The organism is Nonomuraea jiangxiensis (genome assembly GCF_900099965.1).
Taxonomy (GTDB): Bacteria; Actinomycetota; Actinomycetes; order Streptosporangiales; family Streptosporangiaceae; genus Nonomuraea; species Nonomuraea jiangxiensis.
Genome location: NZ_FNDJ01000001.1, coordinates 79,688 through 97,674, shown reverse-complemented (window position 1 = coordinate 97,674; position 17,987 = coordinate 79,688). Strand labels below are relative to the sequence as shown.

The window sequence follows — 17,987 nt, the reverse complement described above, 5'->3', positions numbered from 1 at the left end:
TGTTGCGCTATGAGCAACACGACGACGGTGCAGTCGGTCGATCGGGCCATCGCGATCCTGGAGATCCTCGCCCGCGACGGCGCCACCCGCGTGACCGACCTCGCGGTGGAGCTCGATGTGCACAAGTCCACGGCGTTCCGGCTGCTGGCGGCGCTGGAGCAGGGCGGGCTGGTGGAGCAGAGCGGCGAGCGGGGGCGCTACCGTCTCGGGTTCGGCGTCGTACGGCTGGCGGGCGCCGCCACGGCCCAGCTGGACCTGTCGCGGGAGAGCCGGCCGGTGTGCCTGCGCCTGGCGGAGACGGTCGGCGAGACCGTCAACATCGCGGTGCCGCGGGACGGCGACGCGGTCAACATCAGCCAGGTACGCGGCCCGGCGGCCATCAGCGGCCACAACTGGGTCGGGCAGCGCACCCCCTCCCACGCCACGTCGAGCGGCAAGGTGCTGCTGGCCTTCGGCGCCCTGCGGCTGCCCGCCGAGCTACGCCGTTACACGCCGCACACCGTCACCTCGGCGGCCGGGCTGGCCCTGGACGAGGTCAGGGAGCGCGGCTGGGCCGCCACCGTGGAGGAGCTGGAGGTGGGCCTGAACGCGGTGGCGGCGCCGATCAGGGGCAGCGACGGCTCGGTGGTGGCCGCGGTCAGCGCCTCGGGGCCGTCGTACCGGCTGACGCCGCCGCGGCTGCCGGAGGTGGGGGCGCTGCTGGTGGCGGCCGCCCGGGAGATAAGCCAGCGCATCGGATATTACGGTTAGGGGCATGTGCCGAAGCATCAAGACGTTGCGTCCCCCGTACACCGAGACCGTCACCGAGGAGGACGTGCGGGCCGCCGCGTTGCAGTTCGTACGGAAGATCTCCGGGTTCCGGGCGCCCGCCGCGCACAACGCGGAGGCGTTCGACCGGGCGGTCGAGGCGATCACCCGGGCCTCGGAGGAGTTGCTGGGGGCGCTGGAAGTTCGCGGTTCTCGTTGACAGGGCCGCCCGCCGGGAGAAGTCTCCCTGGTAGACATCTCGGTGACCCCCCAGGGAGCTCCCATGATCAGCGGGCTGTACCAGGGACAGGACGGCGACTCGCGACTGTCGCTCCGGATCGACGTCGACGGGACCAGACCCATGGGGAGGGTCAGCGGCGACGTGTTCACCGTGGCGGGCGCGACGACGTCCTATGTCGGCTCGTTCGTGGTCAACGTTCCCGAGGTGCGGGCCGAGGCTGACGGCGGGCGGATCCAGGGGCAGGGGGCGTTCACGTTCGGCACGGCGGAGCCGGGGGTGACCGTCGAGATCGCCGGCGGCTCCGGCACGGCCGTGGTCGCCGGGCGTACCTATCAGGTGGCCTTCGCCTCCCCCCACTTCCGCACCGTCCTGCTGGAGCAGGACTCCGTGGTGGGGACCGTGCCGTTCGTGTCGTACGGGACCGGTTCGCTGCCGGGGCCGAGCGGCTCGCCGCCCCGGGACCTGAGCGTGGCCGCGGCCTACGCGGAGGCGGGCATCGAGCTGACCCTGGCCGAGCCGGGGGTGATCCCGGTGCAGGGCTCGGGCATGGACCTGGCGTGGGACGACGCCGAGTTGCACCACGCGATGACGCAGCACTTCAGCGCGTTCGGCGACGCGCCGGCCTGGCGGGTGTGGCTGCTGGTGGCCAGCAGGCACGTGGGCCCCTTCCGGGGCATCATGTTCGACTACAACGACAGGCACCAGCGGCAGGGGGCCGCGGTGTTCTACGACGCCATCAAGGGCACGACGCCGGAGGCACAGCGGGCGCAGCTGCGGACCTACGTGCACGAGCTCGGCCACGCCTTCAACCTGCTGCATTCCTGGCAGAAGAACCTCGGCACACCGCCCCAGCCCCTCGGCCCCGCCGGCGGCTTCGGCGACCTGTCCTGGATGAACTACGTCCAGAACTACGTGCCCGGCGGCGAACCCGGCTACTGGGCGGCCTTCCCCTTCCAGTTCACCGACCAGGAGCTGGTGCACCTGCGGCACGGCTTCTACCGCGACGTGGCCATGGGCGCGAACGCCTTCGGCACCGGAGCCGCCGAGATCGACCCGTTCGAGCGGCCGGTCGAGGACCGCTCCGGGCTGCGGCTGGAGGTGCGGGCCAAGGACTCGTTCGAGCTGGGCGAGCCGGTCGTGGTCGAGTTCAAGCTCTCGTACGCGGGCGAACCCCGCTCCACGCACGGCCACCTGCACCCCGACACGGAGTTCACCCAGGTGTCGATCACGCAGCCGGGCGGCAGGACCGTGCTCTACCGGCCGATGATGCGGCACTGCGTGGACGCCTCACCGGAGATCCGGCTGGACCCGGGCAACCCGGCGATGTACCGCAGCGCGTACATCGGGCACGGCCGCGACGGGCACTACTTCCAGCAGCCCGGCGAATACCACGTGCGCGCCCAGTACATCGCCGCCGACGGCTCCCGCATCGTCTCCCCCGCCTGCCTGGTCCGGGTACGCCTGCCGATCAGCCACGACGACCACCGGGTGGCCGAACTGATGCTGGGCGAGGACCAGGGCAAGCTGTTCTCGCTGCTCGGCTCCGACTCGCCGACGCTGCGCTCCGGCAACGTGGCGCTGGACGAGGTGATCGACCGCTACGGTGACCACCCGCTGGCCGTCTACGCCCGGCTGGTCAAGGGGTTGAACGCCGAGCGGGGGTTCAAGGCGGTGACGGCGGGCAAGCGGTTGCAGGTTCGCCAGCCGGATCCCAAGCTGGGCATCGAGCACCTCACCCGGGTCACCCAGCAGGACAACATCGACAACATCACCCTGAACCTGGTGATGCGCCGCCTGGCCAGGGCCGAGGCGCGGCAGGGGGATCTGGGGCGGGCGAACGCGATCATGGACCAGATGGTCACCACGTTCCAGGCCAAGGGCGTGAACCAGATCATCCTGGGCCAGATCCAGCGCCAGGCCGACCTGACGAAGGCGGCGCTCAGCGCGGAGGCCTGACGGTCGGCCTACGGGCGCCTGAGCGGGCGCGGGGCGGCTTTCAGTGGCGCCGGAGCAGCACGGGGCGGCCGGCCGTGCAGGCGATCTCCAGCTCGACGTCCTCGCCCTCGTCCGGCTCGAACTCCACCTTCGCCCTGTGCGCCGGCCCCGCCTCGACGTGGTCGTCCACGGAGTAGCCCTGGGCGGGGCTCCACGAGCGCAGGGTGACCAGGTCGCCGTCGCAGGAGGCGACCACGGTGCCACCCAGGCTGCGGATCAGCCCGCCCTGCGACTCAGCGGCGGGCGGGGTCGCGCTCGGTGGGCTGCTGCTCAGGGGATCTTCGGTCGGAGGGACGGCGCTCGGAGAAGTGAGAGAGGTGGCGGTGGTCAAGGCCGCGCGCACCTCCGCCGGGTGCAGCACGTGGCCGGAGCTGCCGATGAGGCCGCCGCCGAGCAGGCCGAGCACCGCCACGGCCGCTCCCGTGGCGGCGACGGCGGTGACGGCCCAGGCCAGTACGAGTCTCTTCATCGCCCACCACCCTCCCCCGGATACGGATAAGCCCGGGTTAACGCGACCCTAAAGGAGCCCAAGGCGGCGCCCCGCAGCGTCTACGGTCGTCTTATGGCTGACATTCTCCTCATCGAGGACGACGTGGCGATCCGCACGGCCCTCAGCCGGGGCCTGCGGGAGCTCGGCCATGCCGTGTCCTCCTCGCCGACGGCGCTGGAGGGGCTGCGGCTGGCCGTACAGGATCGTCCTGATCTGATCGTGCTCGATCTGGGGCTGCCCGACCTCGACGGGGCCGAGCTGCTGCGGATGTTGCGGGCGGTCAGCCGGGTGCCGGTGATCGTGGCCACCGCCAGGGACGGGGACGCGGAGATGGTGCCGGTGCTGGACGCCGGGGCCGACGACTATGTGGTCAAGCCGTACAGCGCGGCGCAGCTCGACGCGCGGGTCAGGGCCGTGCTGCGGCGGGCGGGCGGGGCGGCGCCCGAACCGCTGGCGGTGGGTTCGCTGCGGGTGGACCCACGGGCCAGGACCGCCACGCTGGACGGGGTGGCGCTGGATCTGACGCCGCGCGAGTTCGACGTGCTGCACTATCTCGCGGCCCGGCCCGGCGTGGTGGTGACCAAGCGGGAGCTGCTGACGGAGGTGTGGCAGTTGGCGTACGGCGGGGCGGACAAGACCGTGGACGTGCACCTGTCGTGGTTACGCAGGAAGCTGGGCGAGACGGCCGCCGAACCGCGTTACCTGCAAACGGTGCGTGGCGTCGGCGTCAAGCTGGTGGATCCCTCATGAACCGCCGCTCGGCCGCCGGCCGGAGGCTGTCGTGAGGCGGTGGCTCGCGCTGCTGGTGGCCGCCACGACCTCGCTCGTGCTCATCGCGCTGCTGGTGCCGATGGCGTTGCTGATCCGCTCCGTGGCCGAGAGCGGCGCGATGGACCGGGCCACGGCCGCCGCCGAGTCCGTCGCGGTCGCGGTGGGCACGCCGGGCCTGGCGCTGGAGGTGGAGCGGGTGGCGCGTCCCGTGACGGTGTTCCTGCCCGACGGGCGGACGGTGGGGGCGTCTGCTCCACGTTCGGACGCCGTACGGCTGGCCGCGACCGGACGCAGCGTGACCGCCTTCGCCGCCGGAGGCAGGGAGGTGCTGGTCTCCGCGCTGTCCTCCGGGGGCACGGCCGTGATCAGGGTGTTCGTGCCGGACGACGAGCTGACCAGGGGCGTGCGCGAGGCGTGGCTGGCGCTGTTCGTGCTCGGGCTGGCGCTCGTGGTGCTGGGCATCGTACTGGCCGACCGGCTGGCGCTGGCGGTGACGCGGCCGGTGGACGCGCTGGCCCGGGTCTCGCACCGGCTGGCCGGGGGTGACCTGACGGCACGGGCGGAGCCCGGCGGGCCGCCGGAGGTGCGTTCGGTGGCGCTGGCGCTCAACCACCTCGCCGGGCGGATCGACGAGTTGCTGGTCGCGGAGCGGGAGTCGGTGGCGGACCTGTCGCACCGCCTGCGCACGCCGCTGACGGGCCTCAGGCTGGACGCCGAGGCGCTGCGCGACCCGGAGGAGGCGGCGCGGCTGCAGGCCCGGGTGGACGCCCTGGAGCGGGCGGTGAGCGCGGTCATCACGGAGGCCCGACGCCGCTCGGCCGGCCGCGACTCGTGCGACGCGGCGGCGGTGGTCCGCGAGCGGGTGCGGTTCTGGTCGGTGCTGGCCGAGGACCAGGGCCGCGAGGTGTCGGTCTCCCTGCCCGCCGCCCCGCTGCCGGTCACGGTGGGCGCGGAGGAACTGGCCGCCTGCGTCGACGCCCTCCTCGGCAACGTCTTCGCCCACACCCCCGAGGGCGCCGCGATGTCGGTACGCCTCACCCCGCACCCTTCCGGCGCCCTGCTGGCGGTGGAGGACACGGGACCGGGCTTCGACCCGGCGTTCCTGGAACGCGGGACCAGCGGCGGCGGCTCGACCGGGCTCGGCCTCGACATCGCCCGCCGCACCGCCGAATCCTCCGGTGGCCGCCTGACCGTCTCCCGCCCGACCGGCGGGGGCGCACGCGTAGAGGTGCTCTTAACCACGACTTAGCGCGCGATTACCGGCGATCGCGGTGTCGTGGAGTCATGCGAATCACGAAGAAGTTCATCGTTGCAGGGGCCGGAGTCCTCGCGCTGGTCGCGGGCGGAGGCACGGCCTTGGCCGCGGCCGGCGTGCCCGTCGTGAGCGGAGCCGCCGCCCTCGTCACGACGACCGTGGCACCGAAGATCACGGCCGAACGCGCCATGCAGATCGCCCACCAGGCGGTGCCCGGCGCCTGGATCAGCGAGGTCGAGCACGACACTCGCGGCACCAGCCCGGACGTCTGGGAGGTCAAGCTGGTCAAGGGCACGCAACGGTACGAGGTCTACGTGGACGCGGCCACCGGCCGGGTCACCAAGCAGGAGCTCAGGCGGGCGGACGGGGACGACGACAGCCGCCACGGGGGCGGTGACGACGACAACGGCGGCGACCGCCACGGCGGCCGGAGCGGCGACGACGACTGATCCTCGATCGATTCCCAGCATCGGCCCACCGCCCCCGGCGGGGGGCCGATGGTCATCCCGGCTGGTTCAGCAGGCGTCCAGGATGGTCTGCATGGCGTCCTTCTCGGCCGAGGTGACCCAGACCTCGTACTTCGCCTTCACGTCTATCTGGCGGGCGATGTAGGCGCAGCGGTACGCCTTGCGGGGCGGGAGCCAGGTGGCGGCGTCGGAGTCGCTCTTCTGGCCGTTCAGGGGGCCGTCCACGGCCAGCAGGTTGAGCGGGTCGTTGGCGAACTCCTTGCGCTTGGTCGCCGACCACTGCTGCGCGCCCTTCTGCCAGGCGTCCGACAGCGGGACCAGGTGGTCGATCTGGACGTCGGAGCTGGTGTCCTGGCCGCGTCGGAAGTCGATCGTCTTGCCGCTGTACGGGTCGTGGAGGGTGCCGCTGAGGACGATGCAGTCGTGGGTGCCCGACTTGAACTTCTCGCCCTCCAGGTCGCGCTTGAGGATGTCGTTGCGGGTGTCGCAGCCGTTGCGGTCCACGTCGGACCAGGCGGGGCCGAACTCGTCGCGGTCGAAGCCGGTCTTCGGGGCACGGCCCTTGACGACCAGGTCGGCCAGCTTCTTCCGGGCGTCCGAGACGGCGGCCGAGTCGGGCTTGTCGGACTTCTGGGGCCTCCCTTGTGCTTCGAGGCCGACACCGCAGCCGGTCAGCAACACTGACGTCGCGGCCAGACCGGCCACCATCGTACGAACGCGCACCCGTCCCCCAGACCCGTTGCAAAACTTTTGCCAAGTCTAGGTAAGTAAATGCCCAAATTTGCGCCCTATAACGCCGCCAGGGCGTCGATCAGCCACTCTGCCAGGTATTTCGTAAAAGATGATCTTACGTAGATGCGGTACGTGTCGGGCGCCCGGCGCTCCAGGAGCACCGAGGTCTGGGCCAGCAGGGTCTGGGCATGGCCGGGGAACACGTCCGGGTGCAGATCGATCGGGCACCCGGTGATCAGTACGTCCTCGGCCCCCGGGCCCGAGAGCTCCAGGATCGTACGCTGGTCCGAGACGTCCACCCAGCCGGGACCTGGTAGGAAATTTCCGGATATGAACCACCAGGACGGCCCGAGCCGGAGCCCGACCCCCGGATCCGCCCCACGCACCTCCCACATGGACTCGAACGGCACCTCCCGGAGCCGGACGGTCTCGGTGCTCACGGCCCCGAAACGGGCGGCGAACGCCGTGGCAGGGCTCTCCGCGCGGCATTCCCCCTGGTAGGGGACCGCGACCCCGGCCGGGAGCGGGTCGCCGTCCCGGCGGGCGTTCTCGGGATCGTAGAAGACGGGCTCCACGACGGTGACCCCGTGCGCCGCTCCCCCGGACACCGCCGTCAGACGGTCGCCGACGGCCACGTTCCTGGCCAGAGCCAGGCTGAACGTGCGGCCCAGCGTGGCACTGCGGTAGCTGGAGGTCACGTGGCCCAGCATCGGCACGACACCACCGGAGGGCGCGCCCTCGCCGGCGATCAGCTGGGCGCCCTCCTCCACGAGTGCCGCCGGATCCTCGGGCAGGAGGCCGATCAGGCGTTTGCGGTCCGCCCTGGCCGTGTCCGGGCGGGAGTGGGAGCGCCTGCCGACGAAATCGGGCTTGCGCCGGGACACGATCCACGACATGCCGAGGTCCTGCGGGGTGACGGTGCCGTCGGTCTCCTGGCCGACGATCGGGAAACCCTTCTCGGCCCGCAGCACGTGCATGGTCTCCGTCCCGTACGGCACCGCGCCGAGCTCCAGGACCGTCTCCCACAGCGCCCTGCCGTACCGCCACGGGACGTTGACCTCATAGGCCAGCTCGCCCGAGAAGCTGATCCGGAACACCCGGCCCGCCACGCCGAGCACGGCGGTGCTCGCATAGCGCATGAACGCCAGCTCCAGCGCGCCCGGGGCGATCACCGAGATGATCTGCCTGGCGCGGGGGCCGGCGACGGCGACCGTCGCCCAGTGGTCCGTCACCGACGTGAACGACACGTCCAGGTCGGGCCACTCCGTCTGGTGCCACTCCTCCAGCCAGTCCAGCACCGCGGCGGCGTTGCCGGTGGTCGTGGTCATCAGGAAGTGGTCGTCGGCGAGCCTGGTGGTGGTGCCGTCGTCGAATACCATCCCGTCCGCGCCGCACATCAGCCCGTAGCGGCAGGCCCCGACGGGCAGGGTGGAGTACATGTTCGTGTAGATCCGGTCGAGGAACGCGCCCGCGTCGGAGCCCCGGATGTCGATCTTGCCGAGGGTGGAGGCGTCCATTGCGGCCACGGCGGTGCGGGCCGCGCGGCACTCGCGCAGCACCGCGGCCTGCATCGACTCGCCGTCCCGCGGGAAATACCAGGGGCGCTTCCACTGGCCGACGTCCTCGAACACCGCTCCCCTGGCGACGTGGGCATCGTGCATGGCGGTGGTCCTGACGGGGTCGGACAGCTCGCCGCGGTCCCGGCCCGCCAGGGTCGCGAAGGACTCCGGTACGTACGGCGGCCGGAACGTGGTGGTGCCGACCTCGCCGGGTCCGGCCCCGAGGAGGGCCGACATGACGCCGACCACGACCGCCCCCGAAGTCTTGCCCTGGTCGGCGCCGGTGCCCGCGGTGGTGTAGCGCTTGACGTGCTCGATCGACCGCATCCCGGTCCCGGCCGCCCGGACCAGGTCGGCCACGGTCACATCCCGCTGCAGGTCCACGAACGCGGGCTCCACCGCCTCTGTCCCGCCGGGGACAGGGTCGCCGACGACCCAGAGGGCGGCCGGTGGCCGGAGGGGCTGCTCGTCGCACTCCGGCACCCGCAAGGGCGCGACCCCCCACCCGACCTCACCCGCCCACGATCCGGCCGTCCCCCCAGCCTCACCCGCCCGTGATCCGGCCGTCCCCCCGGTCTCGCCCGCCCGCGATCCGGCCGCCCGACCGCCGAGGGCCGCCCGAGCACCGAGGGCCGTCCGGCTGCTGAGGGCCGCCTCGGCCGCCTCCGTCCCGGCGGTGTGGCCGTCCGCGATGGCCTCGCGGGTGCCGTACAGGCCCCTGCACGCCCCGGCCGAGCGCTCGGCCTGGGCCGACGTGCCCGGCACGAACGCCTGCAGGCCCTCGTCGAACCGCACCCGCCCCTGCGACTGGCTGAACAGGTGCACGGCCGGGTTCCAGCCGCCCGCCACCGCCAGCAGGTCGGCCTCGAAGTGGCGCTCCCCCACCAGGACGCCGGTCAGCACGCCCGCCGCGTCGCCCGTCGTGCCGGTCACCACCGCCCCGGCCAGCACCTCGGCGGGCACCTCGGCTGCCACTGTGAGCCCCGCCGGGCGCGGGTCCACGACGGCGGCCACCTCCACCCCGGCGGCCAGCAGGTCGAGCGCCGCCGTGTAACCCGAGTCCGCGCACGCGAACACCACCGCCCGCCGCCCCGGCCGTACGCCGTACCGGTTCGCGTAGGCGCGGGCGGCCGAGGCCAGCATCACGCCGGGCCGGTCGTTCCCCGGGAAGGCGAGCGAGCGCTCGTGCGCGCCCGTCGCCAGCACCACCCGCCGCGCCCTGATGTGCCACAGCCGCTCGCCCCGGGCCCGCCGCTCCACGGCCACCACGTAGTTGTGGTCGTAGTAGCCGACGGCCGTGGTCCTGGTGAGGATCCGGGCGGGAAGCGTCAGCCCGGCCACCCACTCCAAGGCGGGGGCGCCGTCCAGGAGGACACGGCTGTTCAGCAGGTCGCCCCCGAGGGAGGGCTGGTCGTCCACGAGGATCACCCGCGCCCCCGACCGCCCGGCCGCCGCGGTGGCGGCCAGTCCCGCCGGGCCGCCACCGATCACCAGCACGTCACAGTGCAGGTAACCCTTGTCGCAGCGCCGATCATCGGGCCGATCGTCCGCGGCGTCCGGGGTCAGCCTGCCCTTACCGCGCAGGCTCCACGCCTCCAGCCCGTCGTACAGCTCCACGACGGTGGCCGCCAGCATCGGGTCCGCGCCCACCCGGACCAGCGCGTTCGGCTCCTCGGGGCCAGCGGTGAAGACGCCGCGCGGGCGGCCGAGCTCCACGCTGTGGCCGACCACGCGTACCCCGTTGCGCAGCAGCGCGGCGGCCAGCGTGTCACCCGGCTCGCCCCGCATCGGGCGGCCGTCGAAGGTGAACCTCATGTCGTGTTCCTGATCTCGTGGGTGACCGTGTGCCGCTCGACGTCGAACCAGGTCCGGCAGCCGTGCACGTGAAACCAGCGCTCGCGGAACCAGCCCTTGGGGTTGTCGCGCAGGAACACGTACTCGGCCCACCGCGCGTCGGACGTCTCCCCCGTGGGGTAGGCGATCCCGGCCTGGCCGCCGTAGCGGAACTCGGTCTCGTCCCTGGGGCCGCAGTGCGGGCAGTCGATCAGCAGCATCAGTGCGCCACCGCCGCCGCGCCGTGCTCGTCGATGAGCGCCCCCGTGGTGAACCTGTCCAGCCCGAACGGCTCCGCCAGCGGATGCGGCCGCCCGTGGGCGAGGGTGTGGGCGTACACCCAGCCGGAGCCGGGGGTGGCCTTGAACCCGCCGGTGCCCCAGCCCGCGTTCAGGTAGAGACCCTCCACGGGGGTCGGGCCGATGACGGGCGAGGCGTCCGGGGACACGTCCACGACGCCCGCCCAGGTGCGCAGCACCCGCACCCGGCTGAAGATGGGGAACAGCTCCAGCGCCGCCGCCATCTGCGCCTCGATCACGTGCGCCCCGCCGCGCTGCCCGTAGGAGTTGTACGCGTCGATCCCCGCCCCCATGACCAGCTCCCCCTTGTGCGCCTGGCTGACGTAGACGTGGACGGCGTTCGACATGACCACGCAGTCGAGCACCGGCTCCAGCAGCTCCGACACCAGCGCCTGGAGCGGGTGGGACTGCAGCGGCAGCCGCAGCCCGGCCTGCGCGGCCAGCACCGACGTGTGCCCGGCCGCCGCGAGCGCGACCTTCCCGGCCGCGATCCGCCCCCGCGAGGTTTGTACGGCCACCACCCGATTGTTCGTGATCTCGAACCCGGTGACCTCGCACCCCTGGACCAGGTCCACCCCGTATTCGTCCGCCTTGCGCGCCAGCGCCCACGCCACGTGATCGTGCTTGGCGATCCCACCCCGCCGCTGCAGCGTCGCCCCCATCACCGGATACCGCACCCGCCCTGACACGTTGATGATCGGGCAGAACTTCTTCACCTCGTCCGCGTCCAGCCACTCGGCGTCCACCCCGTTGAGCCGGTTGGCGTTCACCCGGCGCCGCCCCTCGCGCACGTCGCTCAGGTTGTGCGCCAGGTTGAGCACCCCGCGCTGGCTGAACATCAGGTCGTAGTCCAGCTCCGCGCTCAGCCCCTCCCACAGCTTCAGGGAGTGCTCGTAGATCGCGGCGCTCTCGTCCCACAGGTAGTTGGAGCGGATGATGGTGGTGTTGCGGGCCATGTTCCCGCCGGCCAGCCAGCCGCGTTCCAGCACGGCGACGTTGGTCAGGCCGTGGTTCCTGGCCAGGTAGTAGGCGGTGGCCAGGCCGTGGCCGCCGCCGCCCACGATCACGACGTCGTACGACGGCTTGGGGTCGGGGTTGCGCCAGAGGAAGTCAGGGTGGGTCAACGTCTGATCTTCTCCATCCCGGGGTCGAACAGCGGCTCGGCGGCCACTTCCGCGGGGACGCGGCGGCCGAAGTAGGAAATGTCGACATGTGTCCCGGGGGTGGCGAGCTCGATCGGCAGCCAGGCGTACGCGATGGGCCGGTGGATGGTGTGCCCGTAGGCCGCGCTGGTGACATAGCCGACCGTGCGCCCGCCGTGCCGTACCGGCTCCTTGCCCATGACCACCTCGGTGCTGAGCAGCGGCACCAGCTTGCGCGCGATCTCGGTGGGCGCGGCGGGCAGCGCGTCGCGGCCGATGAAGTCCTTGTCCCGCCGGACGGCGAAGCCCAGCCCGGCCTCGTACGGGTTGTGCTCGGTGGTCATGTCCACCCCCCAGAGCCGGTATCCCTTCTCCAGCCGCAGGCTGTTGAACGCCGCCCGCCCGCCCGCGACCGCCAGCCCGGGGGCCCAGAGCGTGTCCCACAGCTTGAGCCCCATGTCGGCGGTGGTGTAGAGCTCCCAGCCGAGCTCGCCCACGTACGAGACCCGCAGCGCGAGCACCGGAACGTGCCCGACATATCCGGTCCGGCAGTTGAAGTAGCGGAAGCCCTCGTTCGACAGGTCCATGTCCGTGAGGTCCTGCACCAGCTCCCGGGCCCGCGGCCCCCACACGCCGACGCAGCAGGTGCCCGGCGTGAGGTCGCGCACCCGCACCCCGCCCGGCGCGTGCCGGGTCAGCCAGTCGAGGTCGAGGTTGCCGTTCGCGCCGATCTGGAAGGTGTCCTCGGTCACCCGCGCCACCGTCAGGTCCGAGCGGATGCCGCCCCGGACGTCCAGCAGCAGCGTGTAGGTGACGGAGCCGGGCTTCCTGTCCACGTTGTTCGTGGTCATGCGCTGCAGGAACGTCGCCGCTCCCGGCCCGCTGACCTCGATGCGCTTGAGCGGGGTCATGTCGTAGAGCGCGACCCGCTCCCTGGTGGCGTGGGACTCGGCGGCGGCGATCGGCGACCAGTGGCGCGCCGCCCATTCGTCGCGCTGCGCCGCCCCCAGGAAGGGCTCGACGGCCATGCTCTGCGCCTCTTTCGGGAGGTCGGAGTATTCGGCCCTGCGGCGCCGTACGAGGTCCTCCAGCAGCGGGGTGTTCGCCTCGAACCAGTGCGGCCGCTCCCACCCGGCGCCCTCCAGGAAGCAGGCGCCCAGCTCCCGCTGCCGCACGTGGAACGGGCTCGTACGCAGTGGCCGCGGCGCCTCCATCGGCTGCAGCGGATGGATCACGTCGTAGACCTCGACGAAGTTCTGCCTGCCGCGCTCCTCGATGAACGCCGGCGACAAGTGCGCCTGCTCGAACCGGTTGAGCTCGCACTCATGCAGGTCGAACCCGGAACGCCCGTCCACCAGCACCTCTGCCAGCGCCCGCGCCACCCCGGCCGAGTGCGTCACCCAGACGGCCTCGGCCACCCAGAACCCGTCGAGGTGCGGCGCCTCGCCGATCAGCGGGAACCCGTCGGGCGTGAAGGAGAAGATCCCGTTGATGCCGTCCTCGTACGTGGACCCGGCCAGCGCGGGCAGCAGCTCGACCGCGTCCCGCCAGGCCGGGTCGAAGTCCTCCTCGGTGAACGCCTGCACCGACGGCATCGTGGTGCCCCCGGGGGTGATCTCGTCCTGGGCCACCGGCATCGGGCGGTGCGCGTACGAGCCGACGCCGATGCGGTCGCCGTGCTGGCGGAAGTACAGGTCACGCTCCTGGTGCCGCAGGATCGGGCCCACCGGCTGGGCGGGCAGCGGGCCCGACCTGGCGTACTGGTGGACCAGCGGCAGCAGCGGCACGGTCAGCCCGGCCATCCGCCCGATCGACGGCCCCCAGAAGCCGGCCGCGCACACCACCACGTCCGCCGGGATCGTCCGGTATTCGCCCGCGGTCACAACGGAGACCCCGGTGACCCGGCCGCCCTTCTGCTCGATGCCCACGACCGTGTGCCCCGGCAGGAACCTGGCCCCGCGCCCGGTGGCCCGCGCCGCCTGCGCCTCGCCGCAGGCCACGGCCGCCGCCAGCCCGTCACCGGGCACGTGATAGCCGCCGAGCAACTGGTCCCGGTCGAGCAGCGGCCACAGCTCGGCACACCTGCCGGGGTCGACCAGGCGCCCCTCGACCCCCCAGGACTCGGCCCAGCCCTGCCGGCGGTGGAGGTCGGTCCAGCGTTCCGGGGTGGTGGCCACCTCCAGCCCGCCGACCTGGCGGAAACATCCCGCGCCGAGGGCGGCGTACTTGCGCACGGTGTAGGCGGCGAACTCGGTCATCGTCTTGGACGGGTTCGTCTGGAAGACCAGGCCGGGGGCGTGCGAGCTCGATCCTCCGGTGGCGAACAGCGGCCCCTGGTCGACGACCGTGACGTCGGTCCACCCCCGCTCGGTGAGCTCGTCGGCGAGGGCGCATCCCACGATCCCCGCCCCTACGACCACCAAACGGGGCCGGCTCATGACGCCTCCGATTGTTCCGCAATACGCAACCTGTGGCTCACTACGCAACGAACATAGAGCCCCAAGCACCCCCGAACAAGAGCCGTCGCGCGTGTGCACCCCCGGACCCTCACGGTGCACCCCTCAGCGCTCCTGAACGCCCCCGCAGGGCAGTCCGCGCGGCCGGCCTACGTGATCAGCATCCCGCCGTCCACCGGCAGCGTCACCCCGGTGATGTACGAGGAAGCGTCGCTGGCCAGGAACACCGCGGCCGCCACCAGCTCCGCCGGGTCACCCGGCCGCCCCATGACCACGCGGGACTCGATCGTGCGCTCCAGGTAGCCGGGTTTGTACTGGTCGGTCATCTCCGAGGCGAAGAACCCCGGCTCCAGGCAGTTGACCCTGATGCCGCGCCGCCCGGTCCACTGCTGCGCCAGGTCTCGGGTGAGCCCGACCACGGCCGCCTTGGACGCGCTGTAGGCGGCCTGCGGCAGCCCGGCGGTGGTCTCGCCGAGCACGCTGCCGATGTTCACGATGGACGAGCCGGGCCGCATCACCCGCGCGCACGCCTGCGCCATCCAGTAGGTGCCGTGCAGGTTGACGTCCACGACCTGCCGGAACTCCGCGGGCGTCTCGCGCACGGCGGGCACCGCGGTGCCGACCCCGGCGTTGTTGATCAGCACGTCCACCCGGCCCATGGCCTCCACGGCCGCGGCCACCAGCGCGTCGCAGTCCTCCGGCCGCGACACGTCGGCCCGCACGGCCAGGCATCGGCGGCCGGTCTCCTCGACCAGCCGGCGGGTCTCCGCCAGCCGGTCCTCCCGCCGGGCGCCGATCACCACATCGGCGCCCGCCTCGGCCAGGCCGCGGGCCAGGGCCACCCCCAGCCCCGAGGAAGCGCCGGTGACGATGGCCACCTTCCCGTCGAGGCCGAACCGCGAGAGCACCTCAGAGGCCGTATTCCTTGACGATCCGCTCGTGCCGCTCGATCTCGACGTCGATCTCGCGGGCCAGGTCGAGCCAGGCCAGCGGGTGCACCCAGCGCTCGGTGGCGTCGTCGAGCAGCGCGTCGACCTCGGAGGGCGACACGTCCGGCGGCACCGCGACCCAGCCGAACACGCCCGGCAGCGACTCACCGCTGGTCGGGTGGGTGACGGCGTAGTTTTCGTCGCTGTAGACCCACATGGGCCAGCCGCGCTCGGCCATGACCTCGGTGAACTCCGCCCAGTCCTCCTCGCTCGGCGCGGCGCCGTCGAAGAAGTAGCTGGTGTAGCCGCCGGGCCGCAGGATGCGCACCGCGGCGAAGGGCGGCACGAAATTCTGCTGCTCCTTGGGATCTTCCGGCATCGGCTCCAGGAGCTGCGGGTCGAACACGACCAGGTCGCCGGCGTTGTAGTCCATGCCGCGCGGCTGCGGCAGGGCCAGCCGGGCGGTGGCGGGGCCGGTGCGGATCGACAGCACCTGGCGCTGGCCGCCGTCGGGCGCGGGCAGGATGACCCGGATCAGGCCCATCTCCTCGTCGATCGGGCCCTCCGAGGACTTGAGCGGCATGCCGATCTTGGCCGCGCCCTTGCGCACGGTCTCCCAGTCCTCCGCCGAGGTGGCCATCACGATCATCCGCCAGACGTCCTCGTCGCCGAGCTCGTCGAGCACCTCCACCAGCACCTCGGCGGCCCTGGCGTTCTGGTCGAGGTGCTGGGCGGCGCCGGCCACCAGGCGGCGGGCGTCGACCCCGCCACCGGCCGCGACGGCGTGCTCGGCCGCCTCGACGGCCTCCTGCCAGCGCTCCCGCATGGTGTGCAGCCTGGCCAGCGCGATGTACTGGGCGGCGTGCGGGAGCAGCGCGGCCATCTGCTCCAGCCGCTCGTCCTGGCGGGCCTCGATGAGCAGCGTGGTCAGGTAGCCGAGGTCGTCGGCCTCGGCCGTGGCGATGTCGCCGGTGTCGACCAGCATCTTCCAGTAGATGTCGGCGCCGACGGCCGGGTAGCCGAGGAAGCCGAGCGTGGTGGTGTGCCGGCGGGTGGCCTCCAGGTCCTGGCCGGACAGCGGCCACAGCCAGCCCACCCACTTTTCCGGGTCGGCGTTGAAGCCGTCGGCGGCGTCGAAGAGGCCGACCCGCTCCGACAGCTCCCCGGGCGCCTCCGGCTCGGTGGTGGCCTCGGCGGCGGCCCGCAGCCCGGCGACGCGCTCGGCCACGTCGCCCGCCTCCTGCAGCTCGCCGGCGCCCGACTCGGCCACGTCAGCCAGCAGCCCGGCCTGCCACACGCCGTGCCGGTCGAGGGCGAGGTCGCCCGCGATCAGCGCGAGCTCCACCCGCGAGCGGTAGCCGCCCATCATGCCGAAGTAGTCGATCCACTGGCGCAGCACGCGGCCGAGCTGCCAGGTGTTGGTGATCTGCGAGGACCCGGCCAGCTTGGCCACCGCCCGCGACCACTCGACGAACACGCGCGGGTGCTCGCCGACCACGTCGAGGTCGGGCAGCGCGTCCACCGCCTCGGCGGTGCGGTCGAGCGTGGCGAGGATGAGCGCGCGCCGCACGCCGTCGCGGTGCTCCTTGGCCACCGGGTCGTCGGCCTGGAACTCGGCGGCGGCCTGCAGCGCCGCCAGCGCGTCGTCGGCGCGGCCCACGGCGAGCAGCGCGCGGGCACGCTCGGCGCCCAGCTCCCAGCTCGCCTCGCGGCCGGCCGCGCGCACCCGCTCGACGGCGGAGTCGGTGTAGCTGACGGCCTCGCCGGGCCTGCCGGCGTCGATCAGCGCTGCCACGTATTGCGTCACCAGGCCGGTGTAGGCCGGCCGCTCCGGGCTCACATCCTCGATGGCCGCCGCCAGCACCTCCAGGCGCTCGGCGGCGTGGCCGGGGCCGTCGGCGTTGCCCAGCACGATGGCCAGCGCCTCGACGGCCGCCGGGGCGGCCGGGCACTCGCGCACGTCTTCGCGCTGGGCGAACGCGAGCAGTTGCCGCGCGTCGTCGATCGCGACCGCACCCTGTGCCCGGTCGCCGATGCGGCCGATCAGATGCCAGTAACGGGCGTAGAACTCCAGCCAGGGCAGCTCAAGGGTCTCGGCCTGTTGCGCGATGGCCGGGGCCATGACGTCGAGCTGCGGATATCGGCCCTCATAGGCCTGTGCGGGAAGGTCTCCCAGCGCCATGGCGAGGCCAACATTGCCCGCCTCGGAAAGCTGCTGCTGGGTTTCGCCGACCCAGGCCCAGATGTCCACGTCCATGGGCAGTCAGTCTGCCAGGTCAATGGGCATGTCCAAAACGCAGAAGCTCTACCAGCTCGTCCGATTCGCCCTCGTCGAGGACCGAAAACACCGGTGTCATCAGGTCGTCGGTGGTCTCCTCCACCGCCGCCCTGCGTGCGACGACGTCCGGCCCGGGCGTGGCGTAGGGCTCCGGCCAGGTGAAGAACTTGGCGATCATCTCCCCCGTCGCCGTCCCGAACGGGGTCGCGTCATGGCTGGTCGCGAGCGTGGCCTCCAGGGGGTCAAGCCCCGCCGCGACCACGGCGCTGGCGTGCAGGCCGCCGCGCAGCTCGCGTACGACGTGCATGAGCTGGACGGCGCGGGCCGGCGGGTCGTCGGCCAGCGGCACGGACCGCCAGCCGGCGAACAGCGGCGCGCCCACCGGGGAGGCCCGCTCGACCACCCGCTGGAGCAGCTCGGCGATCCTGGCGCAGCCGTCGTGGCCGCCCAGCCTGCGCCTGCCCCACGCCTGGCAGGCCTCGGCGTAGAGCTCGACGGCCCGCTCCACGGGGAGCTTGCGTCCGCCGTTCCAGCTCTCCTCGACGTGTTGGCGGGGGAAGAATACGGCGACCGAATTGACCACGTCGGCGTCGCACTCCCCGAGCACGCCGCAGCGGCCCCGGAAGTAGAGCTCGCGGGGGCCGAGCCCGTATTCGTCGCAGATCGCCTTGGCCTCCCTGGAGATCATGAAGCCGCCGCCGTACTGGCCGATGGGCGCCTTCACGAGGGCCGCGGTCGTGCGCGGGTCCGCCATGTCCACCTCTCAGTTCGACAAGTGGACCCAGAATCCCTC

At 72.6% G+C, this 17,987-nt stretch carries 15 protein-coding genes; 6 read left to right on the top strand and 9 right to left on the bottom strand.

All coding sequences use genetic code 11. The features are described 5' to 3' along the window. Positions 1 to 9 precede the first annotated feature (9 nt). The 3 genes from BLS95_RS00405 to BLS95_RS00395 all read left to right on the top strand — a co-directional run bounded on the left by BLS95_RS00405 (position 10) and on the right by BLS95_RS00395 (position 2,944). Positions 10 to 750, top strand: coding sequence for an IclR family transcriptional regulator (locus BLS95_RS00405; protein WP_218135522.1), 741 nt, complete (start codon positions 10 to 12; stop codon positions 748 to 750). A gap of 4 nt (positions 751 to 754) precedes the next feature. Continuing rightward, complete coding sequence (locus tag BLS95_RS00400) at positions 755 to 967, top strand: DUF2277 domain-containing protein (protein ID WP_090927894.1); 213 nt, start codon at positions 755 to 757, stop codon at positions 965 to 967. A 63-nt stretch (positions 968 to 1,030) separates the two neighbouring features. Further along, positions 1,031 to 2,944: a hypothetical protein gene (locus tag BLS95_RS00395; protein ID WP_090927892.1), complete on the top strand. Its 1,914-nt coding sequence runs from the start codon at positions 1,031 to 1,033 to the stop codon at positions 2,942 to 2,944. A 40-nt stretch (positions 2,945 to 2,984) separates the two neighbouring features. On the opposite strand, the gene BLS95_RS00390 is transcribed toward BLS95_RS00395, so the two are convergent. After that, entirely contained in the window at positions 2,985 to 3,452 is a 468-nt protein-coding gene (locus BLS95_RS00390) for a hypothetical protein (protein ID WP_090927890.1), read from the bottom strand. A 93-nt stretch (positions 3,453 to 3,545) separates the two neighbouring features. Between BLS95_RS00390 and BLS95_RS00385 the strand changes: the two genes are divergently transcribed. From BLS95_RS00385 to BLS95_RS00375, 3 genes are read left to right on the top strand one after another with little or no spacing between them, the layout of a single operon-like run. Beyond that, entirely contained in the window at positions 3,546 to 4,223 is a 678-nt protein-coding gene (locus BLS95_RS00385) for a response regulator transcription factor (protein ID WP_090927889.1), read from the top strand. A gap of 31 nt (positions 4,224 to 4,254) precedes the next feature. Further along, positions 4,255 to 5,493 (top strand): sensor histidine kinase, encoded by a 1,239-nt coding sequence (locus BLS95_RS00380; protein WP_090927887.1) that lies wholly within the window; start codon positions 4,255 to 4,257, stop codon positions 5,491 to 5,493. Positions 5,494 to 5,528: 35 nt separating this feature from the next. Then, complete coding sequence (locus BLS95_RS00375; RefSeq protein ID WP_090927885.1) at positions 5,529 to 5,948, top strand: PepSY domain-containing protein; 420 nt, start codon at positions 5,529 to 5,531, stop codon at positions 5,946 to 5,948. A gap of 66 nt (positions 5,949 to 6,014) precedes the next feature. On the opposite strand, the gene BLS95_RS00370 is transcribed toward BLS95_RS00375, so the two are convergent. From BLS95_RS00370 to BLS95_RS00330, 8 genes are all read right to left on the bottom strand, one after another. Beyond that, complete coding sequence (locus BLS95_RS00370) at positions 6,015 to 6,689, bottom strand: HNH endonuclease family protein (RefSeq protein ID WP_245764735.1); 675 nt, start codon at positions 6,687 to 6,689, stop codon at positions 6,015 to 6,017. 65 nt (positions 6,690 to 6,754) lie between these two features. Continuing rightward, positions 6,755 to 10,072, bottom strand: coding sequence for a 2Fe-2S iron-sulfur cluster-binding protein (locus tag BLS95_RS56645; protein ID WP_218135521.1), 3,318 nt, complete (start codon positions 10,070 to 10,072; stop codon positions 6,755 to 6,757). Next, on the bottom strand, positions 10,069 to 10,311 hold the full coding sequence (locus BLS95_RS00355; protein WP_090927881.1) for a sarcosine oxidase subunit delta: 243 nt from the start codon (positions 10,309 to 10,311) through the stop codon (positions 10,069 to 10,071). The genes BLS95_RS56645 and BLS95_RS00355 overlap by 4 nt, the downstream gene beginning before the upstream one ends. Next, entirely contained in the window at positions 10,311 to 11,513 is a 1,203-nt protein-coding gene (locus BLS95_RS00350; RefSeq protein ID WP_090927879.1) for a sarcosine oxidase subunit beta family protein, read from the bottom strand. Before BLS95_RS00350 ends, BLS95_RS00355 begins: the two co-directional genes overlap by 1 nt. Beyond that, the gene (locus BLS95_RS00345) at positions 11,510 to 13,969 is read right to left on the bottom strand and encodes a GcvT family protein (RefSeq protein WP_090927877.1); all 2,460 of its coding nucleotides are present in this window, start codon (positions 13,967 to 13,969) and stop codon (positions 11,510 to 11,512) included. Before BLS95_RS00345 ends, BLS95_RS00350 begins: the two co-directional genes overlap by 4 nt. A gap of 167 nt (positions 13,970 to 14,136) precedes the next feature. Then, positions 14,137 to 14,895, bottom strand: coding sequence for an SDR family NAD(P)-dependent oxidoreductase (locus BLS95_RS00340; RefSeq protein ID WP_090927875.1), 759 nt, complete (start codon positions 14,893 to 14,895; stop codon positions 14,137 to 14,139). A 1-nt stretch (position 14,896) separates the two neighbouring features. After that, a complete protein-coding gene (locus BLS95_RS00335) occupies positions 14,897 to 17,173 on the bottom strand; it encodes a hypothetical protein (protein WP_090927873.1) in 2,277 nt (758 codons plus the stop codon). A gap of 19 nt (positions 17,174 to 17,192) precedes the next feature. Then, on the bottom strand, positions 17,193 to 17,948 hold the full coding sequence (locus BLS95_RS00330) for an SCO6745 family protein (protein WP_245764734.1): 756 nt from the start codon (positions 17,946 to 17,948) through the stop codon (positions 17,193 to 17,195). Positions 17,949 to 17,987: the final 39 nt, after the last annotated feature.